A 24,830-nucleotide genomic window follows, 5' to 3' on the forward strand; every position below is an offset into this window, starting at 1 on the left:
ATAGCTAATGAACAATTATTGTAAAAATAAATCAGCTAAAAATCCTTCTCTTAACATCTCTAAATTGAATACATTCGTAATGTGACTAAATGCTTCTGCTAGTGGTAAGTGTGCTGTTTTCCATCCTTGACCATCAGTAACCCAAACAAATTCAACATTGTCATCTGAAGTAACAACAAATTGACTGAGTTCAGTAAACTCTCCAGCAACCGCTTTTAATTTACTTCCTCCGCCGCCATAATAATTTGTTTCAATCAACCAAACCTTATGTTTTTCTCGGGAATAAACTGCAACATCAAATCTTCTTTCAGACTTATCAACAGGTACTTTAATCCCCCACTTATCTTTAATATATTGAGCTGTAGCTTGAGCTTTCCATTCTAATCTTTGTTCCTGAGAAATTTTTGCTACATGTCTCTCTAAAATCCCCTCCATCGTTGTTCCACTTCGGTTTTTTCGTGCATTGCTATCTAATCCAGTCTCCACTCCATAAACATAATCAACTAATGAACGATTAGCATGTTGTTGTAAAAAATTTAATAAGCCGGATTGCTCAATAAATTTCATGTAATCATCTATTCTACTAGTGTCTATCGTTTTGAAATCCAATTGTTCAAAAGACATATTATCGTTTTCATCTATTGTTAAAACATCTAAAACTTTATCACGACTTGCAATCAAGCTAGGAATTGCTTTTAACAAATTAGGTTGTTTAGTGAATAGGTATAATGCATCTGAATAGATATCATCTTTACCAATTAAGTAGTTTAAAGTATTCAACTCTAGTTCATACTTCTTTGTCTCACGATCAACTTTCTCCCAATTTACATAATACTCAGGAGTTCTGTTGGTAATTGAGAGAGTATTTAAAAAATTTTGTAATCTATCTTCTGATGATGAAGAAATGTAACTATTAAAATCCATAATTCACCTTGTAATTAAAATAAACCAAAAAATGTCATGTCGTATTCATCAAGCATTATTTTGATGCCATCCCCTCGTAACATTTCAAAAGTATCACGATATTTATCTTGACCAAAAAAACTTTTATTTCCAACAAATATGAATTGCACAGAAAATGGTTCACCCTCTTGCACACTATCTAACAAACGTTGATAAATACGTCTTTTATTGCCAAAGCCCAGTAGTTTTTCATCAACACTTCCTTCGCTTTCCTGCCATTTTTTCTCAACTATATAAACTGTATGATTTTCAAAATTTATAAATACTTCATCTGGTTTCCATTGTTTAGAATTGGTATTCTTAATACCCAATTCTTTCAAAAAATCATAAAATCTATATTGAGGCATAATTTTACCAATGATTTCTTCTTCCCCAACTCTAAAAACTTCAAAGCCTTTTGTTGCTTTTCTATCTTTGAAATCTATTTCTTTAACTTCATATCCTGGAAGGGAATCTACTAATTCCGAAAAATCAGTATCTCTTTCAAATTTCAAACCATTAGTTGTCGTTTTGGCTCCTCCTCCATGTTTATTTGGTTTTCTAGCCATAGTTTTCCTCCTCTAATCTTCTTCTAGCTATCTTCAAATATTCTTTTTCAGCATCGATACCTATAAATCTTCTACCTAATCGCTTCGCAACAACACCCGTAGTGCCACTACCGACAAATGGGTCTAGAATATAGTCACCCTCTTTAGTGGAGGCTAAAATAATGCGTTCTAACAAATACTCTGGTTTTTGAGTTGGATGTTTCCCAGCCCATTTTTCAACTTTCTTTGTTAAAGAACCGGTCCAGACATCTTTCATTTGTTTTCCATCATTCAATTCTTTCATTAAATCATAATTGTAATAATGACGAGCTTTTTTATCATTTTTTCTGGCCCATAAAATGGTTTCAGTAGAATGGGTAAAATAACGACAAGATAAATTGGGGGCAGGGTTTGTTTTCTGCCAAGTAATATTATTCAGAATTTTAAAACCTTCTTGCTCTAATGCCATTCCAACTGAGTATATGTTGTGCAAACTCCCTGAAATCCAAATAGTCCCATTAGGCTTCAAAACTTCTTTTGCTAAACGAATCCATTTACGATTGAATTCGTGCTTTTCCTCAAAGGAAGAAATCTTATCCCAGTCACCTTTATCTACAGATACAACCTGTCCCCCAGAATTTGATATACCACCGTTACTCAAAAAATATGGAGGATCAGCAAAAATCATGTCCATGCTTTCTGGTTTCATTTTCGATAATAACTTAAACGTATCTGCATGAACAAGAATCATTTTATCTTTATTATAGTATGGTTTTGTCATTAAAACACCTCCATACTTATATTCGTTATTTTTCATAATTTGTGACTATAATTTCAGAAATTTTTCCTCGACTCGAAGATTTTGCTCCATTAGTTCGGGTAGCTTCAACATAATGGATATTAAAATCTCGATACAACTCCTCTACCAAAAAACTAGAGGAGTTTGACAACATAACATAAGCCCCTGCATCACTCAATTTCTTGAAGGTATCTCTTAATCTTACTTGATCATCATATGAAAACCCCTCATGAGTGTAGGAAGTAAAGGCACTTGTCTCTGACAATGGAATATACGGGGGATCAAAATATACAAAATCCCCTGGTTGAACATCCAAAACAGCCTTTTCAAAATCTCCTTTTTTAATTTCTATTTGATTATTATTCAGATAAGTTGAAATAGCAGATACCAAATTCTCATCAACAATTTTAGGATTTTTATAACGACCATAAGGTACATTAAACTGATTCTTAGAATTCACACGATATAAACCATTAAAGTCTACTCTCAACATATAGAGTATACGTGCTGCCCTTTGTACTTCAGACATCATATCTATTCTTTCATCACGATCAGCAGAACGTAAATCTAAATAATATTCTTTTGAATTATATTCCTGATGAACTTTCAAAATTTCAATCAATTCTTGAGGATTGTCCTTAATTTGTTGATAGCAATTTATTAGTTCAGCGTTAAAATCATTAATAACTGCATCTTTAGGAGCTAAATCAAAAAATAAAGCTCCGCCTCCAACAAAAGGTTCAAAATACCGGTTATATTTTTTAGGCATTAATTCTCTAATAACAGGCAATAATTGTCTTTTACCCCCTGTCCATTTCGTGAACGGTTGTAAAGCAACTTCCTTCATTTCTTTTATCTTCATGCTTTTAATTATACCATAGAAATTAAAACACAACTCTTGTATTTTCTACCACATTACTAAATTTTCTATTTTAGAATTAAATCATATCAATACCAAAAAATGAGTAAGGCAAATTTTATAAATTCCAAAATTAACCTCACTCTATTAAATTACTCTCTATATCCTCACCTGTCTTTCTTCTGACCTCTGGCCTGTGACAAACATGGTAAAGGTTGCTTTACAGACATTTCTGCCATCTTGATTAGTGATATCGACATCCACGACACAAGTTGTGCGACCTTGATGGACACATTCTCCTTTTATTGTCAATACATCATCAAGTTTTCCTGCCTTGAGGTAGTTGATAGAAGATTGGAGTGTCACTCCATCAAGTCCCAGAGATATGAGCACCAAACCACTAATCTGGTCGCAAAGGGTAAAGAGATAGCCACCATGGGCATAGCCATAGTAGTTGAGCGACGAGTTCACTACTTTCGTCGTCACCACAACGTGACCATCTCTCATTTGTTCAATTTCGTAATTTTCAAAGGCAGATATAGCGTCAAAATGAAAATCTTTCATCGTTTCCTCCTGATATTTCAAACGACACTATGATACTACTTTTTATAGGACTGTGCAAGGAGAAAGCTCCTAGTCTGGTAAAATTCCGACCTGCTCCACAAAGCGCATAAAGGCTGTCTGTCCTTGTTCTGTCTGCTTATAGACTCCTGCATCCTCAAGCACACGTGCAAAGATAGCCCCAACAGAGTCCTTGACGATTTTAAGGGCTTTTTCTTTATCTGTTAGGTCTGGATATTGAGCTCTAAGTTGGTCTGCCCATTCCTGATGATAATCAGCAACTGTAACAGCTTCTCCCACAAGATAGCTAGCGACTTGCTCTACTTCTTCTTTCAAACGTGGTGGCAAGATTGCCAAGCCCATGACCTCAATCAAGCCGATATTTTCCTTCTTGATATGTTGGACATCCTTGTGAGGATGATAGATGCCATCAGGATGTTCTGGTGATGTTTGATTATCTCGTAAAACCAAGTCCAACTCAAACTGGCCATCGCGTTTACGGGCTATAGGTGTGATGGTATGATGCGGTGTCCCGTCTGTTTCTGCCAAAATCTGCACTGCAAGATCTGAATACTGACGCCATTCCTGCAAAATCTTATCAGCCAAGTTGATCAAATCCTCTTTGGAATCCGAAGTCAAACGCAACACTGACATTGGCCACTTGACAATCCCAGCCTTGACCTGCTCAAAACCAGTAAAAGAGAAAGTCTTTTGCAAGGGAGCCAATTCCATAGGAAATACGTGACGACCTCCCTGATAGTGATCATGAGTTAGAATAGAGCCCCCCACAATCGGCAGGTCGGCATTAGATCCAGCAAAATATCCTGGAAACTGCTCTACGATAGCCAGCAGGCGTTCAAAGCTCTGACGACTAATGGCCATGGGACGATGCTGGCCATCTAAAAAGATACAATGCTCATTAAAATAAGCATAGGGCGAATACTGGAACCCCCACTCCTGACCAGCCATTTCAAAACGGATAATACGGTGATTGCTGCGAGCTGGGTGGTTGACCCGACCATGGTAACCCTCATTCTCTAAACAAAGTTGACACTGAGGATAATTACTAGCTTGCACCAACTTGGCTGCCGCAATCTCTTTGGGATCCTTTTCAGGCTTAGAGAGGTTGATGGTAATTTCAAGTTCACCGTAATCAGATGGAACACGATAAGCAATATTTTTTGCAATGGCCTTAAGTTTAATGTAGTCATTTTTCTGACTGAGTTGGTAAAAATCCTCTATCGCCTGCTCTGGTGACTGGGCATAGGTTGCCCAAAAGTCACGATTGACCTGACTTGGACAAGGGGTCACCAAGTCCATCAGTTCAGCACCAAGGATTTCACGCGCAGTCTGACTATCCTCAATCGTCTCTAATCGAACGGCTTCCTCAACCAGCTGGTCCTTGAGGTCAATCAATTTATCCAGATTGGTCTCAACTTCCAAAACACCTTCTCCCACTCGAGCCAAAACACGATTGGTCAGATAGATTCGATCCATTTCCTCAAATGAACTTTCAGCAATAACGTGTGTTACAAATTTATCTACTAAGGTCACTATAGAGCCTCCTTTTGACTAGTCAAGGACGCGAGTGCCACCTGCAACTTCAGCGATATAGAAGCTTGGAGCGTAGCCAACTACTTCTTCGTAATGCTTGCCTACAGCTTCTTTAAAGGCATCAACAGCATCTTTTTGCACCAAAGCAATGGCACATCCGCCAAAACCTGCCCCTGTCATACGAGCACCGAGAACACCTTCTTGTGCCCAAGCTGTGTGAACAAGAGTATCCAATTCCAAACCAGTTACTTCATAATCATGCTCCAGAGAAATGTGAGACGCATTCATCAAGCGACCAAATGTTTCCAAATCTCCTGCTTGAAGGGCTGATTGAGCTTTAAGGGTACGTTGGTTTTCAAGCACAGCATGGCGAGCACGTTTCAAACGATTTTCATCTTTAATCAGATAGCTGTATTGGTCAAAGGCCCACTCATCCAATTCACCCAAGGTCTGAATATCTAAAGCTGCTTGCAATTCTTCCACTGCCTTTTCACACTCAGCACGGCGTTCATTGTATTTAGAGTCCGCCAATTCACGGCGTTTGTTAGTGTTCATGATAACAACGACATTGTCCTTCAAATCAAGTGGCACCAAGTCGTATTCTAAAGTATTGGTATCTAGGTAAATTGCACGTTGGTCAGCTCCCATACCAATAGCAAATTGGTCCATAATGCCAGAGTTGACTCCGATAAAGTTGTTTTCTGTTTGTTTTCCGATTTTAACCAAATCGAGACGCTCTAATTTTAAATCAAAGAGATGCTCTGCCACGACCCCTGTCAAGAGTTCCAAGGATGCTGAAGAAGACAAACCAGCACCATTTGGGATATTCCCATAAACATAAAAATCAAAACCTTTATCAATCACGTGCCCAGCTTCTTGCAAGAAATGAAGAACCCCTTTTGGATAGTTAGTCCAGCTGTGCTCTTTTTCAAACTTGAGATCAGCAAGAGGAACTTCGATGATGCCTTTGTCCTCAAAGTTAGCTGAGTAGAAACGCAAGACTTGGTCGTCACGCTTGCGCGCTGCACCGTAAGTTCCCAAGGAAATAGCAGCAGGAAAAACGTGCCCGCCATTGTAGTCCGTGTGTTCACCAATCAAATTGATACGACCTGGTGAAAAGAAGGTTTGGTCTGCTTCTTGACCAAAAACGGCAAGAAAGTCTTTACGAAGGGCTTCAGCAGTAAGATGTTGTGTCATATGAATTCTCCTTTGACTGTCCGTTAAGCCACCTTAACGTGTAATCGTTTTCTTCTATTGTATCCAAGGCTTTTACCAAGGTCAATCCTTTTTACTAAAGTTTTACTAAACAATCGGTAAAAAGAAGAAAAATATGATATACTAACCTAAAAGGAGGAGGATTTATGGCTACCTTAAAAGACATTGCACAGCTAGCCTCTGTCTCTATCGCGACCGTATCCCGTGTCCTCAACCGCGACCAGAGCCTATCTGTTACAGAAGAAACCAGACACCGTATTTTAACCGTTGCTGAAGAGCTGGGCTACACCAAGCACCTCAAGACAGGCGAGTCCCACAAACCCAAGCAAAAGATTGCCATTATCCAATGGGTCAGCGAACAAGGGGAGCTGGACGACCTCTACTACTACCAGATTCGCCTAGGCATAGAAAAAAGAGCCCAAGAGTTGGACTATGATATCTTGCGCTATTTCAACGACCATCCTTTTACTCTGAGCGAGGAAGTCATTGGGATTCTCTGCATCGGAAAATTTAGCCGAGCTCAGATTTCTGCCTTTGAGGAATACCAAAAGCCTCTTGTCTTTCTAGACAGTGATACACTTTCCCTGGGGCATACCTGTATTATCACGGATTTTTACACTGCCATGAAACAGGTTGTCGATTATTTTCTCAGTCAAGGGATGGACCGCATTGGGATTCTAACAGGTCTTGAAGAAACAACCGACCAAGAAGAAATCATTGAGGACAAGCGGCTGGAAAATTTCAGAAACTACAGTCAAGCGAAGGGAATCTATCATGATGAATTAGTCTTTCAAGGAAGCTTTACTGCCCAGTCTGGCTATGACTTAATGAAAGAGGCTATTCAGAGTTTGGGAGACCAACTGCCACCTGCCTTTTTTGCAGCCAGCGATAGTTTAGCCATCGGTGCCCTCCGTGCCCTCCAAGAAGCTGGAATCAGCCTGCCAGACCGCGTCAGCCTCATTTCCTTTAACGACACTAGTCTAACCAAGCAGGTCTATCCTCCCCTTTCTAGCATCACGGTTTATACTGAAGAAATGGGCCGAGCAGGTATGGATATTCTTAACAAGGAAGTACTCCACGGTCGCAAAATACCTAGCCTGACCATGTTGGGAACCAGACTGACTTTAAGAGAGAGTACAAAAAATGATTAGAATTACAAAACGACCTTTAGCAAGGCTGTTTCTCTAATAATCTCTATGATTCCGCTCCAACTCACACCTTTCGCTTATGTGCTTGGTGACTTTCTAGGTCTGCATCAACTTCAATGGTAATATTTTGAAAGCCACAATCTTTGAGGAAAATTCGAATAGATTCTTTACAAGTTTCCATATGCTCCATCTCTTTTAAACAAACATGGACAATGGCATTTTTTTCCAAACCATCCATAGTCCAGAGATTAAGCTGATTGATACTAGCGACATGGTCCAATTCTGCTAAATCCGTCTTGATCTTCTGGATATCTACTCCTTCTGGCACTGCATCGAGGAATATCTTGAGCGTTCTCCAAAAACGTGGAAGGGCTTTTGACAGAATAAAGAAGGAAATAACAAGAGACAAGAGCGGATCCAAGATATACCAATCGGTAAATCGAAGAACAATGCCCATCAGGATGACAGTCACCCAACCCAAGGTATCTTCCAGAAAGTGCAGGCTGAGAATGGATTCGTTCTTGGTTTGTCCTTTGCGAATGACGAGACTCGCTAGCACATTGATAGTAATCGCAATAATTCCTAACCAGAGAATCCCCTCATCATTGACCGGTTGTGGATGAAAGATTTTCGCTATATTTTCCAAAATGACCAAAACGGACCCTGTCATAAGAATCACAGCCGTTACCATGGCCCCTAAAAGGCTAAAACGCTTGTAGCCCAAGGTATAGTGGCTGTCTTCTTCACGATTAGAGATTGTTTCTAAAAAGGCCGATATGCCAATGGCTATAGCATCTCCCAAGTCATGGACAGAATCAGCAAGAACAGCACTCGAACCAAAGATTCCTCCTGCGATAAACTCAACAATGGCATAGCTTAAATTTAAGAAAAAAGCTACCCAAACAGTATATTTTGCCTTCATCTTTCTCATTCCTTTGTTATAATAAATTTATGAACACCTTGTTCATTATCATTATCCACTAAAATTCAAAGAAAGGATAGAAGCAAAACGTCAGCTTTATTCAGTTCTGAACAATTTGCCTCAAGTGTCCATATGACTAACATTGACCGCCGTATCAGCAAAACCAAAAAAGCCATCTATCAAGCTTTTCTACAACTTTTGAACGATAAGGGGTACGAAGCCACTACAGTTCAGGATATCATTGATCTCGCAGATGTAGGACGTTCCACCTTTTACTGTCACTATGAGAGTAAGGAACTACTTCTGGACGAGCTTTGCCGCCACCTCTTCCATCACCTCTTTGAAAGAAAGCAATCCGTTTCTACCGTGGACTATCTCGCCCACCTCTTTCTGCATTTTCAGAAAAACCAAGACCATATCACCAGTCTGCTATTTTCCAAAAATGACTACTTCCTCCGTCAACTCCATAAAGAGCTAGAACACCATGTCTATTCCGTGATGGCTGATGATTTAAAAGAATCTCACCCGAGTCTGCCTACTCCTTACCTCCAACACTTAATCGTATCCAACTTTATCGAGACATTGACCTGGTGGCTCAAAAAAGGGCAAGATTTCACAGAACAGGAAGTTGTCCAATTTTATCTAGACCTTCTCATTCCTAAAAATTGAATACAGATTAAAGCTCGGTTGCCTTATTTCTAGGCTACTGAGTTTCTTATCTTTTCAATAATCAAAAAGCCCAGACGACATTGTCTGAGCGTTCTTCTATATAATCGTTTAACAAAGTTGAGTTTGACATTTTCAAACTATTTCTTCAACAAACCTTGTTCTTGTAGAAACTCCTTGGCTACTTGTTCTGCTGACTTGCCTTCAACACCGACTTGATAGTTAAGCTGGCTCATCTGGCTTTCAGTAATTTTACCAGCCAATTTATTGAGAACTGTTTCCAACTCAGGATGCTTCTTGAGAAGAGCTTCTTTCATGAGTGGAGCCCCTTGATAAGGTGGGAAGAGTTGCTTGTCATCTTCCAATACCTGTAAATCATAACGTGCCAATTCCGCATCAGTCGAATAGGCATCCGTAATTTGAATATCGCCTGACTGAATAGCCTGATAGCGCAGGGCTGGCTCCATGGTCGCTACATTAAGCTTGAGACCATACATTGATTGCAAGCCCTTATTGCCATCTTCGCGGTCATTAAACTCAAGTGTAAAGCCTGCCTTCAACTGCCCTTCCACTTTTTTCAAGTCCGAAATGGTCTTCAAGCCATATTCTTGAGCAATCTTTTTCGGAACAGCTACAGCATAGGTATTTTGATAAGACATGGGTTTGAGATAGGCTAGATGATCCTGTTTGGCAATACCATCACGCGCTACCTGATAAACTTGCTCTGGCTCATGGCCCGCTTTCGGTGATGGTTGAAGCAAACTTTCAGTCACCGTACCAGTAAATTCAGGATAGATATCAATATCCCCCTTTTTCAGAGCTTCATAGAGGAAGCTTGTTTTCCCAAAATTCGGTTTAACAGTCGCAGTCATACTGGTGTTTTCTTCAATCAGTAACTTATACATATTGGCCAAAATTTCTGGTTCCGGTCCCAATTTCCCAGCAATCACCAAATTTTCTTTCTCTTTTTGAGCTAAGAGGGCTGGACTATAAGATATACCAAGTAATATGGTCACCAAGGCAAAACCAGAAAAAATCGTCCGCAATTTTGCTTTTTCCATCACTTTTAGTAGGAAGTTAAAGGCAATAGCAAGCACTGCAGAAGAAAGGGCCCCAATCAAAATCAGACTGGCATTATTACGGTCAATTCCCAAAAGGATAAAGGAACCCAGCCCCCCTGCCCCAATCAAGGCCGCCAAGGTTGCCGTACCGATAATTAAGACAGCTGCCGTCCGAATCCCAGACATGATAACAGGCATGGCAAGTGGAATTTCGAATTTCTTGAGACGCTCCCATCTGGTCATCCCAAAGGCAATCCCAGCCTCTTGCAGACTCGGATCAATTCCCTTCAGACCAGTGATGGTATTTTGTAAAATCGGAAAGATCGCATAAATCACTAGAGCTGTCAAGGCTGGTAAAGTCCCAATTCCCATCAAGGGTATAAAGAGACCCAGCAAGGCCAAAGACGGAATAGTCTGGAAAATCCCTGCAATCTGTAAGACCCAATCCGCCAACTTCTCATGATAGCGAAGATAAACAGCCAAGGGAACCGCGATAAAAATAGCTAGTAACAAGGTCAAAAGTGACAACTGCAAATGTTGAGATAGGGCTGTCAACCAATCACTAAAACGATCCTCAAAAGTTGCAATTAAATTAGTCATGAACACTACCTCCAAACAAGTCTGCTACAAATTCTGTTGCAGGCGCTTTTAAAATCGTCTCGGGATTCGCTATCTGGCGAATTTCTCCATCCTGCAAGACAGCAATACGGTCCGCCAACTTCAAGGCTTCATCCGTATCATGGGTCACAAAAATCGTTGTCATTCCAAACTCTTTATGCAATTCTTTCGTCAGAACCTGTAACTGTTTTCTCGAAATAGCATCCAAGGCTGAAAAAGGTTCATCCATGAGGAGAATCTTAGGCTGACCAATCATGGCTCGTACAATTCCAACACGCTGTTGCTCCCCACCAGATAGTTCACTAGGTAAGCGATGCCCATACTCAGCTACTGGTAAACCAACCTTAGCCAAAAGCTCTTCTGTTTTCTGAGCAATTTCTTCCTTAGTCCAGCCCTTCATCTCAGGAATCAGGGCAACATTTTCCGCGACCGTTAGATTGGGAAAGAGAGCAATGGCCTGTAAAACATAACCAGTAGACAGACGAAGCTCCCGCTCGTCATAGTCTTTGATGCGCTTGCCATCCATATAAATATTTCCATCAGTCGGTTCCAAGAGGCGGTTGACCATCTTAATCATGGTCGTCTTACCGGACCCAGAAGGCCCAACTAAAACCATGAACTCCCCATTCTCAATCCGTAAATTGACATCTCGCAAAACAGCTTTTTCTGTGTAGCGCAAGGCTACATTCTTGTATTCAATCATTCTGTATCCTCAATTTAAAACTTCCCTCGATTGGTCAAATCTTCTACCTTAGGCATAACTTCCTTATTGTCCCAATGCTCCACAATTTTCCCGTTCTCTAAACGGAAGATATCGTACTGGGCATAAGCAAGGCCATCAATCTGAGTCTGACCATAGCTAACCACATAGTTTCCTTGTCCTAAGAGTTGGAAAACAAAGTCAAAAGTGACACTATATTCAGCCACATAGTTTTTATAAGCAGCACTTCCTTGTCCAATCTCATGATTATGCTGAATCAAATCGTCTGCCACATAATCACTCCACTGCTCCAGTTCCCCATTTTGAAAAATTTCTGTCAAAAAACGGCGAACCAACTTTTTATTTTCTGCTGTTTTATCCAAATCCTTGATTTCAAAATCTCCAAATATCTGGTCTAACTGGCCATTTTCAGGTGTTCGATAGTAGTCAATGACATCCCAATGCTCCACGATACGCCCATTCTCATCCGCGCGGAAAGTATCTGTCGTCACCCATTGAGCTTTCCCACCATTCAGATATTGATGAACATGAACAAAGACCAGATTGCCATCCTCAATAGTGCGAGCAATCTTAATCTGACGCTCTGGATGACGCTCAAAGAAATCTGCAAAGAAGGCTGCAAATCCTTCTTTCCCGTCAGGAACACCTGTCGAATGTTGGATATAGGTATCCCCTACAGACTGGGCTTGAGCCTCAGCAACTCGTCCGTCTTGAATGGCATGGATGTATAGGTTGTGAGCATTTTTCACTTGTTGTGACATATTTTAATCCTCATTTTCCTCCTCTTTCAGATTAGCCAAAATTCTTTCTTGAAAGGCTTCAAACTGACGAATTTCTTCCTCTGAAAATCCTTTGTAAAAGATCGTATCCAATTTCTGACTGACACGATGCCCCACTTCTTTCTGAGACTTCCCCAACTCTGTTAAAACCAAATACTTCTTACGCTTATCTTCTCCACATGGACTAATAGTTACAAGATTTTGTTCCTCTAGTTTTTTAATCATCGTCGTCAGAGTATTATTAGCAAGCCCAGTTTCCAGAGCAATATCTGTCGCAGTTGCGCAGCCAGTTTTACTATTCCATAAAACCGCTAAAATCTTCCCCTGTTCACTCCGATAAAGAGCTTCAGGATCTTGACTCAGTAACTTTTGAAAAATCCGCCCATTCAACAAACGAATATGATGGGCTACCAAATGACTATCTTTCATGACACCTCCAATTTATTTCTATATCGAAACGAATAAAGTAATTGTAACACTCATTATTCTAACCGTCAACTATTTCGACTTAGAAATAATTTTTCCCAGTAAAAAAACCTCCTACCCAAGATAGAAGATTTTAATCTTATAAACTTAATCCGTCATATCCGATACCAACGTTCGATGCTCCAATGGAATACTGCACATAACTAGCAAGAAAATGAAACCTGACTGAATCCAGAAGAGGGCCAAGTCAAAGATTCCATGCACAGCAACCACTGTAAGGAAAGACAGATAAAGACCGATAATCGGACGTTTCCCCGACTCCTGACTCATATCCATCATCAAGCGAACAGGAGCAACAGAAGACAAAACTAATAAAATAGTCCCCACAATTCCGTAACTCAGAATCGTATCGATATATAGACTGTGAGCATGTTCATGATAAGGAGCATTTATTCTAGGATAAGAGTGCATATAGGTCAATGGCCCCTCACCCCAAAAAGGATTTTGCTTAAACAAGGCCATCCCAGCATCCCAGATAGAAATGCGTTCTTCCATAGAAGAGTCTAAAGTCCCCATCCGAACTCCCAAATCACTGGAAAAGAGGAAACTCAAGCCAATCGCAAAGACCCCTATACTAAGCCAAAAGGCCTTCCAGTTTTTAATGGTCGTAAAGAGATAAATAATGGCTCCAGCGATAATAGCAGGAAAGGCAGTTCGATTTTGAGTAAAGTTCAATCCAAAGAGATTCACAAAGCCTGCAAACACACAGAATACTTTCAACCAATTCAACTTGGTCGTTGTAAACAGATAGAAGGCAATCATGATACAGAAACAACAAATAATTCCATAATAATTAGGATTAAAGAAGGTCACTTCTGCACGATTCTGATGCCAGACCTGCATATTGGGTGAAAGAAAAGCATAGTTGAATTTCTTCACAATTTGGAAATGTTCTAAACTCGCAAAAACAGCTGACAAGACGCTACCAAACAAGACGAGCTGCAAAATCAAGCGAAAGAATTTATGTGATAAAATCGACTGATAGTGCAAAAAGAAAATAGTAAATAGAAAAATTCCTACTGAAGCTACAACTCCCATCCAATTTTGTGCAAAAATGGATATTACAGTACTATAGCCAAGAAAAAGAAGCAGCATCGGATGCTCCCCCATTTTCTGAAAAATACTTTTCATGTCTCCTGTAAAAATCAAACTAATAATATATAAACAGAATACAACTACAAAAAGATAAAAGGGTAAAAAGATACTCAGGATAATTCCCAATAAAATCAGCTCTTTACTAGACAACCCTTTCAGCTTTTCAATAAAGCCTATTGATTTCAAAATGAATCCTTTCTCTCCAAATCAGTTGATTCAGATAATAGTAAGCTATCCTATATTGTACCACTTTTTTAGTAATTTGGAAACAAAGGAAACGTTTTCTAAAATAAAAACCCTATTTTATCAACCATATCAAGGCTTCAAAATGTTACTTCAATTCCGTTCTCAATTACCCGATAAGTCTGATTTTGCAAATCAATTTCTGCTACTGCTGTTACGGACTTATCTTTATTTTGACGTTTGATTACAATGCTGTAGGCTGTTGGTGTTTCAACGTCAATAGTTCCTTCTAGTTCAAAGGCTTCTGAACGGTTACGGAAAGAAAATAGATTGAGAAGGGCCTTCACTACAGGACGTTGGACTTCTTCTGCTATTTCCTCATTGCTATAGTAATGACGATTAATATTTCGACCTTCTTTAGTTTCTTCTAATAGTTTCAAGTCATTCTTTCCTGCTAGTAGCCCCACATAGTAGACCTGGGGAATACCTGGGACAAAAGCTTGAATTAAACGGGCAAGGAAATACTTGTCGTCATCATCTCCAAGCGCAGAATAGTAAGTTGAATTGATTTGGTAGATATCTAGATTGTTATACTCTGCACTGGAGTACTTACGTTTGACATTAGCTCCAACCTTATAGAGTTCATTTGAAGCATAGTCAATCTCCTCATCTGTCAGGATGTCCTTGACATCCACCACTCCAATCCCATCATGGGTGTCTAGCGTCGTAAATTGCTTCATTGGGCTCATCTTTAACCACTTAGCCAAACGCTCTGTTCTGGAACTGTAAAGAGTATAAAGCGTCACCATTGGAAGAGCAAAATCATAAACATAGTAATCATGATCCGCTATCTTAAACTGAATCGAATAATGTTCATGAATCTCAGGTAAGAGCTCTGTCCCATACTCAGCAGCGATATCTCGAACTTTGTCCAATAAATCCCAAATATCTGGTTCTACAAAGAAATCATTAGTATCCAATTTCTTCACTGCATAAGCAAAGGCATCTAGACGAATCAAATCACACCCATTACTTGCCAAGTGCTGAATGGTCTTATGGATAAATTCCATCGTTACTTCTTTGGTCACATCAAGATCAATTTGCTCCTCACCAAAGGTATTCCACAAATGTTCCACTGAACCATCTTCAAAAACAATCTCTTGCTTTGGTGCACGATCCTTACGCTTGTAAATTAAGTCTACATCAGCCTGTGTCGGACGGTTTTCTGGCCAAAACTTATCCCAGTTTAAAAAGAGATCTTTAAATTCACTGGCTTCATGTTTTTCTTGATAGTCCTTATAATACTTGGATTGACGAGAAATATGATTAATCATAAAGTCAAACATAAGATAATATTTCTCACCTAAACGCTTAACATCCTCCCAATCACCAAAGGCTGAATCCACTTCGTCGTAGTCAACTGGCGCAAATCCACGATCACCTGTTGATGGGAAAAATGGTAGAAGGTGAACTCCCCCAATAGCATCTCCAAAATGCTCTTCCAAATTCTCATATAAGTCTTTAAGATTATTTCCCAGACTATCTGAATAAGTAATCAACATGGTTTTATTCTGAATTGGCATCATTACTCTCCTTTTTCTAATTGAAGCCAAGTCTCATATGACTTGGCTTCGTAAATCAAATTCATGTTATACTCTTCGAAAATCTCTTCAAACCACGTCAGCTTTATCTGCAACCTCAAAGCTGTGCTTTGAGCAACCTGTGACTAGCTTCCTAGTTTGCTCTTTGATTTTCATTGAGCATTAAATCTCTATTTATCATCAAACTCGTACTAATATAGACTGTGATAAACTAAGTACTACTTTCTTGTTTTCTACATAGAATTATCAACAAGCTGAACTCTTCCTCTGTGTCAGAGACTATAGATTCTATGAGTTCTTCTTACTTCACTGCTCCGTTGCTCATTCCTGAAATAATATGTTTTTGGAAGATAAGGTAGACGACAGTAATTGTTATAATTCCCACAATATAGGATGCAAAACTTGGCCCATAGTCATTAAAATACTGACCTTGGTAGTTGTACTGGAAGAGAGGCAAAGTCCACATCTTGGAATCCTTATTCAAAATCAACAATGGCAACATAAAGTCATTCCAGAACCATAATGCATTGATAATCAAGGTTGTAGCATGCATAGGCTTCAGCATTGGAAAGATAATTCGACGGTAAGTTGTAAATCGATCAGCCCCATCAATTTCTGCAGCTTCATCTAAACTATCTGGTACACTGATTTTAATATAACCAACATACAAGAAGAGGGTCTGTGGAATTGCATAAGTTAGATAAAGTAGTACCAACCCCCACATATTTGCCAGGCCGAGTTTGCTCATCATAACTGTGATAGGAATCATAATCACCTGAAATGGAACAAATATCCCTAAAATCAAGAGCGAATACATAATTGCAAAGGCTTTTTTCTTGGACATATTTCGAGCAATGGAATAGGCTGCAGCTGGTATAAAGAAGGCTACTACAATCAATGATAACACCGTAATAACAGCTGAATTCCAGAAATAGCCTCCAATCCCATCCGAAACCAATCGTTCATAATTGCTTAATGTAAAAGGATTGGGCAAACTAAAGAAATGATTCATGATATCCTTGGTTGTTTTGAAGGAACTAAATACTGTTACCAATAAAGGAACAAGTATGAGAATACCACCTACTATCAAGAGGACATACTTCCAAAACTGATTCAATTTTTCTTCTTTTTTCATGTGTAGGACTCCTCTATTAGATTTCAAATTTCTTTGATAGTTTGATTTGGATAAGAGAAACAATTCCAATAATTAAGAATAAAATCAAGGCAATTGCATTCGCATATCCATATTGATTACTCTTGAAAGCATAGTTGTAGACTAAAAGACCAAGAGACGTTGTAGCATTATTTGGGCCACCACTCGTCAAGGCAAAAATTTGGTCAAAGGCAGTCAAACCGGACTTAAGAGCTAGGATAAAAACCATAGAAATCGTTGGCAACAAATATGGTAACTCAATCTTCCAAAAGGTTTGTTTGCTTGTTGCACCATCAATTGATGCCGCCTCCAAAATATCACTTGGAATACTCTGAAGGCCAGCAAGAAAGAGAATAATTGGCATTGCTACTCCTTGCCATAGAAGAACAAAAATAGTTGCCACTACCGCTCCGATCGGTGTTCCTAATAGACTTTCTTGTAAAAAACTAATCCCTAAAATTTTTCCAATCGTTGGAAGACCATAGTTGAAGAATTGTTTAAAAATCAAGGAAACTGTCAAACCAGACAAAACAGCTGGGAAAAAGAACCAAGCTCTAAAGAAGGTCTGCCCTTTCATCTTAGAATTTAAGGCTCGAGCAACAACCATCCCAATTGTAATCTCTCCAATAATCAATGCCATGGTTAAAATCAAAGTAAAAGCAATGGCTGTGAAGAATTTCCCATCAATCATAAGCAATTTGTAGTTATTCAGACCAACAAATTTATAATTATAGGTCAATCCAGTCCAGTTAGTCAAACTATAGAAAGCACCTTGTACCATCGGAAAGTAAAAGAAGATAGCTTGTAATGCAAGCGGGATAAGCAAAAAAGTCCAACCCCAGTATTTATTTAAAAATTTTCGAATAGCCATATCATCTTAACTCCTATTCTAGTCCAAATCTGCCTTCATTGGATTAAAGAAAGCATTGAGATTGTTTGCCATATTTTTCAGATTTTTATCCATCAAGTAACCTGCACTTAGATTGAAAAAATCTTCTTCAGAATTCCAGTGTTGGCCCAACCAAACATAATGTTTATCCGTAAATGCTAGTTTAGAAATCTCTGCAAGTGCTGAATCTTCTTTTTCCTGTACACCTTTTACAGCAACTGGTGATCCATCCACATCATAATATGCTTGCATAGCTTTTGAACTAGTCATATAGCTGATAAATTCTTCGGTTTCTTTAGGATGTTTGGTAGTAGCTGAAGTTGATAATGCCATGTCCCCTGCACCAACAGTGACTTCTTTTCCTACTTCTTCTCCTGGGAAAGCAAACATCCCCACATCAAATTTTGGATCCTGTTGATTAATTGCCGCTAATGCCCATGATCCTTGCGGCATCATCAAGGCTTTTTCATTCGAGAATGCTACCACCGCATCATTATAAGAGGCACCACGCCATCCATCTTGAGCATTATCCGCCAACAAATCTAGTCGTTCTGCATCTGCTTTTAAAATAGCATCATCTGCAGAAATAGCATTTGGTTTTGAAAAGCGAAGATAGTTATTAGCTGCGTCTCCACTGCCTGTAATGGTAATGAGAGAAAGTTGGTGATAACCGTTTAATGTCCATCCTTCATTGCCTGCAACTGCAAACGGAGAATTCCCACTATCTTTTATCTTTTTAACAATCTCTTGAAACTCTTTAAAAGTCTTCGGTTCCTCAAGTCCTAATTCTTTAAACTTTGTTTTATTGTAATAAATTCCATAAAGGTTAGCAGTTAAAGGCACACTATAAATCTTGTTATTGATTGCATACTTTTCTGCATAGTCATTCTTAATGTTTTCAAGATAGGACTTCCCTGTCATATCTGAAAAATAACCTGCTTTTGCCCACTCCTGAAAATCCATATTTTGAGGATAAATATTAACAATATCTGGAACATCTCCTGATAAAATCCGAGTCTTCAGAACAATTCCAGCTGCCGGAACAGTCGTCAGTTTTACATCAATAGTAGGATGATCCTTTTCAAAATTATCTACAACTTTTTGCAAAGTATCCGCCATTTCGGTCTTCTGGTTAAAAAATTCAATCGTTACCTTTCCATCAGTCGATTGGTTATTCTGACCACAAGCTGCTAGGCCTAGTAAACTAGCCACAACGACTAAAAGAAAACCTGCTTTCTTATACCATTTCATTGGAAAGCCTCCTTTATAAATTTATACACCTTTATTATAGTCTTCTAAAAATATACTGTATACTCAAAAAATCTCCTTGGGATAAGATAACAGTTAAGCCTGCATACATGAGTTCTGCACCTGAGTAAACTACTCCATTTTCCTGTAATTCATATAGTCCCTCTTCATCCAAATCTTTTAACTTTAAAGTTGTTTCCATGGTCTCTACAACTGACAAAACGCGAACGTAGGTTACAATCGTTTGATTGCCGTAATTAAATTGTACAGCTGCTTCATTGGATGCAGACTCGGGATTGATTAACCTATACTGCTGTCCTAACTGAACTACTGGTCGTAATTCTTTATACAAGTTCACCTGATTAGCAATCGTAGCTTTCTCTTCATCTGATAAACTTGTCAAATCAAGCTCATATCCCAAATTTCCCATCATTGCTACATGGCCACGTGTTTCTAATGGTGTCATTCGTCCCATCTGATGATTCGGTACTGCTGACACATGAGCCCCCATAGAAATGGTTGGATAGAGATAGGATGAGCCGTATTGAATTGGTAAACGTGCAATCGCATCAGTATTATCACTTGCCCAGACTTGTGGGAAATAGCGCATCATACCAAGATCATTTCGTCCACCACCACCAGAGCAGGACTCAAAGAGAATATGGCTGTGCTTCTCTGTCAGATAAGCGACAAGTTCATAAAGCCCCAGCATGTACTGATGAGATTGCATCTGTGTCTCTAGATAAGTTAAGCCATTTCCTAAGTTAGTGATATTGCGGTTCATGTCCCATTTAATGTAATCAATCTCATGATAAGATAGGAGTTGATCTAAGACATTTTTCAAGTATTCTACTACCTGAGGATTGGCAAGATTAAGTACTAATTGATTCCGAGAATAAGTATGCTCATAGCCAGGAACCTGAATAGCCCAGTCAGGATGTTTACGATACAAATCGCTATCTACAGAAATCATTTCAGGTTCTAACCAAAGCCCAAACTGCAAACCTCTTTCATGGATAGCTGAAATCAGACTTTCTAGGCTTCCACCCAGCTTTTTCTCATTAACACTCCAGTCACCTAAAGCACGATTATCATCAAAACGATTGCCAAACCAACCATCATCTAATACAAAAAGTTCAATTCCAACTTTCTTAGCTTCATCAGCTAGTTCTAACAGTTTTTCTCTCTGAAAGTCAAAGTAAGTAGCTTCCCAGTTATTGATTAGAATTGGGCGTTCTTTTGTAGAAAATTTACTTGGCAGAATGTGCTTCAGTACAAAATTCTGACCTTCATGACTAACACCAGTTAATCCCTTATCTGAATAGGTCACTAAAGCTACCGGTGTTTCAAAATTTTCCTCAGGGTCTAACTTCCAAGAAAAGTTTTCTGGATTTATGCCAATAGCCAGCCGAACTTCATTCAATTGATTTTTTTGAACAAAAGCTTCAAAGTTGCCACTATACATTAGTTGAATAGCAAACACATTTCCAGCATCCTCTGTGACTCCTTGATCACATAAGAGAAGAGCTGGTGTTTGAGCATGCCCAGAAGCCCCACGGTTCGAACTAATCGAAAAGATTCCTTGTTCTACCTGTTGACGTCGAACAGTCTTTTCACGTGCATAAGCTCCCTGAAAAGTTACGATTTCGTAATCTGCAGCTGGAACATCAGCCATAAAAGAAAAATCTTTATGGATGACAACTTCCTGATTACTATTATTCTCTAATTTACTGTAGCTAGCAATAGTCGAATCATTATTAAAAGCAGTATAATACAAAGTCAGACTAAGTTGAGCCTTAGAATCTTCTAAAATCAAGGCAAGAGTCTCTGTATCGTCCATGCTATGTGGAGAAGGTAAGCCCTGTGGACCATTCTGACCTTTTAAAATCTTTGCTTCTACAAATCGAAAGTCTGTTACCTCAGTTGCATCGTGCTGAACCTGTAAAGTTGGTTTTCTAAAGTCACCCAAACCATGTTGTCCAAAAATCTGACGTTGCGTATCCAAACTAAAGATTCGATTAGTAGCTGTTGGATTTCCTGAAAAGGCATGGTCTCGTTCATAAACACTATTGGAACCTTTATAATTCTTAATAGTCTTTCCTAAATGTTTCAAAAGTAAGTAGCCATTTCGATTTTCAATAATCAAACTTAAATTTTTACTCTCAACATAAAATAGATTATTCTCTAGCCTAACTCCCATTTACTTCACCTCATCACTTTATTGATTCTATTTTATCATCTGAAACCGCTTTCCAAAATAGAAAAATGTCTCAAGAATATGGTAAAATGTTAGGTAGGAGGTAGCACATGTTAGTTTTTTCAGAATACCAGACTGGAACAATCGACCTTTCCCTAAGCTTTTATGGATATGAGGAATGCACACCTAATTACTCTTTTGGTCCAGCCATTCGTGATACATACGTTCTACATTACATTACTAAAGGACAAGGAAAATTTCATTACAAGGGTAAAATTGTTGATTTAAAAGAAGGAGATTTCTTTCTATTAAAACCAGAGGAACTAACCTTTTATCAAGCAGATAGTAAAGAACCTTGGGCCTACTACTGGTTAGGAATCACTGGTGGGAAAGCTCCTGATTATTTTGCTCTTTCTCAAATTTTTGACCAAGCCTATCTCATCCAATCTGAAACTTGTCATACCCAGACTACTGCAAAACTCATCTCAGACATTGTCCGCTTCGCTCAGATTACAAAATCCAATGAATTAGCTCAACTCCATATCATGGGACAACTCCATGAACTGATGTTTCATCTGGGAACTATTGCTCCCAATCAGAAAAAAAAGAATATTTCATCAACCTACCAACTCTATCTTGAATGCAAACGATTAATTGATAGCCACTATCCTCAATCACTTACAATTCAAGATTTAGCAAAAGAACTATCCGTTCACAGAAGCTACTTATCAAGTGTATTCAAAGAATTTAATACCTTATCACCCAAAGAATACCTACTCTACGTTCGAATGCACCGAGCTAAACAACTTCTCGAAAATACCCAAGAGTCCATCAAGGTAATTGCATATTCGGTAGGTTTTTCAGATCCACTCCACTTTTCGAAAGCTTATAAACAATACTTTAATCAGACTCCAAGTCGAACAAGAAAAGAATACTCTCAATACCAACTAGTGAGAAAGGAAACACTATGAAATCCTACCAAGCTGTCTATCAGATTCTAGCTAAAGAAACCGACTATATAAGCGGAGAAAAAATCGCAGAGGAACTATCCCTAAGCCGAACATCAATTTGGAAAGCTATCAAGCGACTAGAACAAGAAGGCATTGAAATTGATAGTATCAAAAATAGAGGATATAAACTGATGAATGGTGACCTTATTCTTCCAGAGATTCTAGAAGAAAATCTTCCAATTAAAGTCAGCTTTAAACCCGAAACAAAATCAACACAACTAGATGCAAAAGAAGCAATTGATTTAGGCCATGAAGCAAATACCCTCTATCTAGCTTCCTATCAAACAGCAGGGCGAGGCCGTTTTCAACGTTCCTTCTACTCACCACAAGGTGGCATTTATATGACACTCCATCTCAAACCAAATCTCCTCTATGACAAATTACCATCCTACACACTACTTGTAGCTGGAGCTATCTACAAAGCCATTAAGAACCTAACTTTAATAGATGTCGACATAAAATGGGTCAATGATATCTATCTAAACAATCATAAAATTGGAGGAATTCTCACTGAAGCAATGACATCTGTAGAAACAGGCTTAGTCACAGATATTATTATTGGAGTAGGAATCAACTTTACTATTAATGATTTCCCACAAGAATTAAAAGAAAAAGCTGCTAGCTTATTTAAAACTACAGCTCCTATAACAAGAAATGAATTAATTATCGAAATATGGCGTGCTTTCTTCGAAACACCAGCAGAGGAGTTATTATACCTATATAAAAAACAGTCATTCGTTCTAGGAAAAGAAGTCACTTTCACACTAGAACAAAAAGACCACAAGGGACTTGCTAAAGACATCTCTGAAAGTGGTAAACTTTTAGTTCAATGTGATGATGGAAAAGAAATCTGGCTAAATAGTGGCGAAATCTCTCTCAATAGTTGGAAGTGAAATAACACAATTATAATATAAACGATATAAAAATAACTTCAGATTAGTAATTCAATTAAGTTTTACAAATCTGAAGTTTTATTGTCTCTAAAAATAAAAAAGAGAGCTAGAAACTCTCATTAAAACGGAGAATAAGGGATTCGAACCCTTGCGCCAGTTACCCGACCTAACGATTTAGCAAACCGTCCTCTTCAGCCTCTTGAGTAATTCTCCAATTAATGGGCACGAGTGGACTCGAACCACCGACCTCACGCTTATCAGGCGTGCGCTCTAACCACCTGAGCTACGCGCCCAAGTTAAAAAACTTGGTAATTTGAACAAAGTTCAAAGCGGGTGACGAGAATCGAACTCGCGACAACAGCTTGGAAGGCTGTAGTTTTACCACTAAACTACACCCGCATAAATACTATCAATAAAATGGCGCGAGACGGAATCGAACCGCCGACACATGGAGCTTCAATCCATTGCTCTACCAACTGAGCTACCGAGCCTTATTGCGGGAGCAGGATTTGAACCTACGACCTTCGGGTTATGAGCCCGACGAGCTACCGAGCTGCTCCATCCCGCGTTGATATAAAAGGAGGATGTGGGATTCGAACCCACGCACGCTTTTACACGCCTGACGGTTTTCAAGACCGTTCCCTTCAGCCGGACTTGGGTAATCCTCCAATATTCAAATGGACCTTGTAGGACTTGAACCTACGACCACTCGGTTATGAGCCGAGAGCTCTAACCAGCTGAGCTAAAGGTCCGACAAGATCATTATAGCGGCGAAGGGGATCGAACCCCCGACCTCCCGGGTATGAACCGGACGCTCTAGCCAGCTGAGCTACACCGCCATGTATCGGGAAGACAGGATTCGAACCTGCGACACCTTGGTCCCAAACCAAGTACTCTACCAAGCTGAGCTACTTCCCGAGTTAAATAGAAAAATGCACCCTAGAGGAGTCGAACCTCTAACCGCCTGATTCGTAGTCAGGTACTCTATCCAGTTGAGCTAAGGGTGCTCATTATATTATGCCGAGGACCGGAATCGAACCGGTACGATCGTTACCAATCGCAGGATTTTAAGTCCTGTGCGTCTGCCAGTTCCGCCACCCCGGCCTCTCTAAGCGAACGACGGGATTCGAACCCGCGACCCCCACCTTGGCAAGGTGGTGTTCTACCACTGAACTACGTTCGCACTGTTTTCTTCTATCTAAAAATGCCGGCTACATGACTTGAACACGCGACCCTCTGATTACAAATCAGATGCTCTACCAACTGAGCTAAGCCGGCTCATTTATTATATCTTAATGCGGGTTAAGGGACTTGAACCCCCACGCCGTTAAGCGCCAGATCCTAAATCTGGTGCGTCTGCCAATTCCGCCAAACCCGCAGATATGACCCGTACTGGGCTCGAACCAGTGACCCATTGATTAAAAGTCAATTGCTCTACCAACTGAGCTAACGAGTCTAAAATAACTTCCGTTATCTTAAACGGTCCCGACGGGAATCGAACCCGCGATCTTCGCCGTGACAGGGCGACGTGATAACCGCTACACTACGGGACCTTTGGGAGTTAACGGGATCGAACCGCTGACCCTCTGCTTGTAAGGCAGATGCTCTCCCAGCTGAGCTAAACTCCCTAGAGCTAAGCGACTTCCATATCTCACAGGGGGCAACCCCCAACTACTTCCGGC

22 protein-coding genes and 17 tRNA genes are annotated in these 24,830 nt (G+C 39.5%); 4 read left to right on the plus strand and 35 right to left on the minus strand.

Annotated elements, in window-relative coordinates; genetic code table 11:
- Positions 1-15 precede the first annotated feature (15 nt).
- From PCY12_RS01715 to PCY12_RS01745, 7 genes are all read right to left on the minus strand, one after another.
- On the minus strand, positions 16-924 hold the full coding sequence (locus PCY12_RS01715; RefSeq protein ID WP_301351223.1) for a type II restriction endonuclease: 909 nt from the start codon (positions 922-924) through the stop codon (positions 16-18).
- 14 nt (positions 925-938) lie between these two features.
- The gene (locus PCY12_RS01720; RefSeq protein WP_049488228.1) at positions 939-1,511 is read right to left on the minus strand and encodes a PD-(D/E)XK nuclease superfamily protein; all 573 of its coding nucleotides are present in this window, start codon (positions 1,509-1,511) and stop codon (positions 939-941) included.
- Entirely contained in the window at positions 1,504-2,271 is a 768-nt protein-coding gene (locus PCY12_RS01725; RefSeq protein WP_301351224.1) for a site-specific DNA-methyltransferase, read from the minus strand. The genes PCY12_RS01720 and PCY12_RS01725 overlap by 8 nt, the downstream gene beginning before the upstream one ends.
- A gap of 25 nt (positions 2,272-2,296) precedes the next feature.
- Complete coding sequence (locus PCY12_RS01730; protein WP_301351225.1) at positions 2,297-3,151, minus strand: DNA adenine methylase; 855 nt, start codon at positions 3,149-3,151, stop codon at positions 2,297-2,299.
- Positions 3,152-3,307: 156 nt separating this feature from the next.
- On the minus strand, positions 3,308-3,712 hold the full coding sequence (locus PCY12_RS01735; protein ID WP_301351226.1) for a PaaI family thioesterase: 405 nt from the start codon (positions 3,710-3,712) through the stop codon (positions 3,308-3,310).
- Between the two features lie 69 nt (positions 3,713-3,781).
- Positions 3,782-5,263, minus strand: coding sequence for a UDP-glucose--hexose-1-phosphate uridylyltransferase (locus tag PCY12_RS01740; RefSeq protein WP_301351227.1), 1,482 nt, complete (start codon positions 5,261-5,263; stop codon positions 3,782-3,784).
- A gap of 18 nt (positions 5,264-5,281) precedes the next feature.
- Positions 5,282-6,460, minus strand: a complete 1,179-nt coding sequence (locus PCY12_RS01745; RefSeq protein ID WP_301351228.1) for a galactokinase — start codon at positions 6,458-6,460, stop codon at positions 5,282-5,284.
- A 164-nt stretch (positions 6,461-6,624) separates the two neighbouring features.
- Here PCY12_RS01745 and galR point away from each other — a divergent pair, with 164 nt between their 5' ends.
- Entirely contained in the window at positions 6,625-7,629 is a 1,005-nt protein-coding gene (gene galR, locus PCY12_RS01750) for a DNA-binding transcriptional regulator GalR (RefSeq protein ID WP_301351229.1), read from the plus strand.
- A 61-nt stretch (positions 7,630-7,690) separates the two neighbouring features.
- On the opposite strand, the gene PCY12_RS01755 is transcribed toward galR, so the two are convergent.
- The gene (locus PCY12_RS01755) at positions 7,691-8,548 is read right to left on the minus strand and encodes a cation diffusion facilitator family transporter (RefSeq protein WP_173213145.1); all 858 of its coding nucleotides are present in this window, start codon (positions 8,546-8,548) and stop codon (positions 7,691-7,693) included.
- A 132-nt stretch (positions 8,549-8,680) separates the two neighbouring features.
- Between PCY12_RS01755 and PCY12_RS01760 the strand changes: the two genes are divergently transcribed.
- The gene (locus tag PCY12_RS01760) at positions 8,681-9,217 is read left to right on the plus strand and encodes a TetR/AcrR family transcriptional regulator (RefSeq protein WP_173277633.1); all 537 of its coding nucleotides are present in this window, start codon (positions 8,681-8,683) and stop codon (positions 9,215-9,217) included.
- A gap of 137 nt (positions 9,218-9,354) precedes the next feature.
- On the opposite strand, the gene PCY12_RS01765 is transcribed toward PCY12_RS01760, so the two are convergent.
- From PCY12_RS01765 to PCY12_RS01810, 10 genes are all read right to left on the minus strand, one after another.
- Positions 9,355-10,875 carry an ABC transporter permease/substrate-binding protein gene (locus tag PCY12_RS01765; RefSeq protein WP_301351230.1) on the minus strand — a complete coding sequence of 507 codons (1,521 nt, stop codon included), beginning with the start codon at positions 10,873-10,875 and terminating at the stop codon, positions 9,355-9,357.
- Positions 10,868-11,596 carry an ABC transporter ATP-binding protein gene (locus PCY12_RS01770; protein ID WP_301351231.1) on the minus strand — a complete coding sequence of 243 codons (729 nt, stop codon included), beginning with the start codon at positions 11,594-11,596 and terminating at the stop codon, positions 10,868-10,870. The genes PCY12_RS01765 and PCY12_RS01770 overlap by 8 nt, the downstream gene beginning before the upstream one ends.
- Before the next feature lie 14 nt (positions 11,597-11,610).
- Positions 11,611-12,375 carry a nuclear transport factor 2 family protein gene (locus PCY12_RS01775; protein WP_301351234.1) on the minus strand — a complete coding sequence of 255 codons (765 nt, stop codon included), beginning with the start codon at positions 12,373-12,375 and terminating at the stop codon, positions 11,611-11,613.
- 3 nt (positions 12,376-12,378) lie between these two features.
- Positions 12,379-12,822, minus strand: coding sequence for a MarR family transcriptional regulator (locus PCY12_RS01780; RefSeq protein WP_301351236.1), 444 nt, complete (start codon positions 12,820-12,822; stop codon positions 12,379-12,381).
- Between the two features lie 144 nt (positions 12,823-12,966).
- Positions 12,967-14,160, minus strand: coding sequence for an O-antigen ligase (locus PCY12_RS01785; RefSeq protein WP_173283426.1), 1,194 nt, complete (start codon positions 14,158-14,160; stop codon positions 12,967-12,969).
- A 137-nt stretch (positions 14,161-14,297) separates the two neighbouring features.
- The gene (gene gtfA, locus PCY12_RS01790) at positions 14,298-15,740 is read right to left on the minus strand and encodes a sucrose phosphorylase (RefSeq protein ID WP_301351238.1); all 1,443 of its coding nucleotides are present in this window, start codon (positions 15,738-15,740) and stop codon (positions 14,298-14,300) included.
- 319 nt (positions 15,741-16,059) lie between these two features.
- The gene (locus tag PCY12_RS01795; RefSeq protein WP_301351240.1) at positions 16,060-16,893 is read right to left on the minus strand and encodes a carbohydrate ABC transporter permease; all 834 of its coding nucleotides are present in this window, start codon (positions 16,891-16,893) and stop codon (positions 16,060-16,062) included.
- A 16-nt stretch (positions 16,894-16,909) separates the two neighbouring features.
- Positions 16,910-17,782: a carbohydrate ABC transporter permease gene (locus PCY12_RS01800; protein ID WP_301351242.1), complete on the minus strand. Its 873-nt coding sequence runs from the start codon at positions 17,780-17,782 to the stop codon at positions 16,910-16,912.
- An 18-nt stretch (positions 17,783-17,800) separates the two neighbouring features.
- Positions 17,801-19,051, minus strand: a complete 1,251-nt coding sequence (locus PCY12_RS01805; RefSeq protein ID WP_301351244.1) for an extracellular solute-binding protein — start codon at positions 19,049-19,051, stop codon at positions 17,801-17,803.
- Between the two features lie 34 nt (positions 19,052-19,085).
- A complete protein-coding gene (locus PCY12_RS01810; RefSeq protein ID WP_301351245.1) occupies positions 19,086-21,248 on the minus strand; it encodes an alpha-galactosidase in 2,163 nt (720 codons plus the stop codon).
- 107 nt (positions 21,249-21,355) lie between these two features.
- Between PCY12_RS01810 and PCY12_RS01815 the strand changes: the two genes are divergently transcribed.
- Positions 21,356-22,216 (plus strand): AraC family transcriptional regulator, encoded by an 861-nt coding sequence (locus PCY12_RS01815; protein WP_301351247.1) that lies wholly within the window; start codon positions 21,356-21,358, stop codon positions 22,214-22,216.
- A complete protein-coding gene (gene birA, locus PCY12_RS01820) occupies positions 22,213-23,148 on the plus strand; it encodes a bifunctional biotin--[acetyl-CoA-carboxylase] ligase/biotin operon repressor BirA (RefSeq protein WP_301351249.1) in 936 nt (311 codons plus the stop codon). The genes PCY12_RS01815 and birA overlap by 4 nt, the downstream gene beginning before the upstream one ends.
- A 125-nt stretch (positions 23,149-23,273) precedes the next feature.
- Here the strand turns inward: birA and PCY12_RS01825 are convergent.
- From PCY12_RS01825 to PCY12_RS01905, 17 genes are all read right to left on the minus strand, one after another.
- Positions 23,274-23,361 (minus strand) — tRNA-Ser (locus PCY12_RS01825).
- Positions 23,362-23,367: 6 nt separating this feature from the next.
- Positions 23,368-23,441: transfer RNA gene (locus PCY12_RS01830), tRNA-Ile, on the minus strand.
- A gap of 35 nt (positions 23,442-23,476) precedes the next feature.
- A tRNA-Gly gene (locus PCY12_RS01835) sits at positions 23,477-23,547 on the minus strand.
- Positions 23,548-23,566: 19 nt separating this feature from the next.
- A tRNA-Phe gene (locus tag PCY12_RS01840) sits at positions 23,567-23,639 on the minus strand.
- 3 nt (positions 23,640-23,642) lie between these two features.
- Positions 23,643-23,716: transfer RNA gene (locus PCY12_RS01845), tRNA-Met, on the minus strand.
- Positions 23,717-23,726: 10 nt separating this feature from the next.
- Positions 23,727-23,816, minus strand: a tRNA-Ser gene (locus PCY12_RS01850).
- Between the two features lie 10 nt (positions 23,817-23,826).
- Positions 23,827-23,900 (minus strand) — tRNA-Ile (locus PCY12_RS01855).
- A gap of 13 nt (positions 23,901-23,913) precedes the next feature.
- Positions 23,914-23,987, minus strand: a tRNA-Met gene (locus PCY12_RS01860).
- A 5-nt stretch (positions 23,988-23,992) separates the two neighbouring features.
- Positions 23,993-24,066, minus strand: a tRNA-Pro gene (locus tag PCY12_RS01865).
- Between the two features lie 15 nt (positions 24,067-24,081).
- Positions 24,082-24,155 (minus strand) — tRNA-Arg (locus tag PCY12_RS01870).
- Between the two features lie 11 nt (positions 24,156-24,166).
- Positions 24,167-24,252: transfer RNA gene (locus tag PCY12_RS01875), tRNA-Leu, on the minus strand.
- Positions 24,253-24,259: 7 nt separating this feature from the next.
- A tRNA-Gly gene (locus PCY12_RS01880) sits at positions 24,260-24,331 on the minus strand.
- Between the two features lie 22 nt (positions 24,332-24,353).
- A tRNA-Thr gene (locus PCY12_RS01885) sits at positions 24,354-24,426 on the minus strand.
- Positions 24,427-24,444: 18 nt separating this feature from the next.
- Positions 24,445-24,526: transfer RNA gene (locus PCY12_RS01890), tRNA-Leu, on the minus strand.
- Between the two features lie 5 nt (positions 24,527-24,531).
- A tRNA-Lys gene (locus PCY12_RS01895) sits at positions 24,532-24,604 on the minus strand.
- Positions 24,605-24,628: 24 nt separating this feature from the next.
- Positions 24,629-24,701 (minus strand) — tRNA-Asp (locus PCY12_RS01900).
- Between the two features lie 2 nt (positions 24,702-24,703).
- Positions 24,704-24,776: transfer RNA gene (locus PCY12_RS01905), tRNA-Val, on the minus strand.
- Positions 24,777-24,830 lie beyond the last annotated feature (54 nt).

This window comes from Streptococcus sp. SPS1 (assembly GCF_030439915.1).
Lineage (GTDB): Bacteria > Bacillota > Bacilli > Lactobacillales > Streptococcaceae > Streptococcus.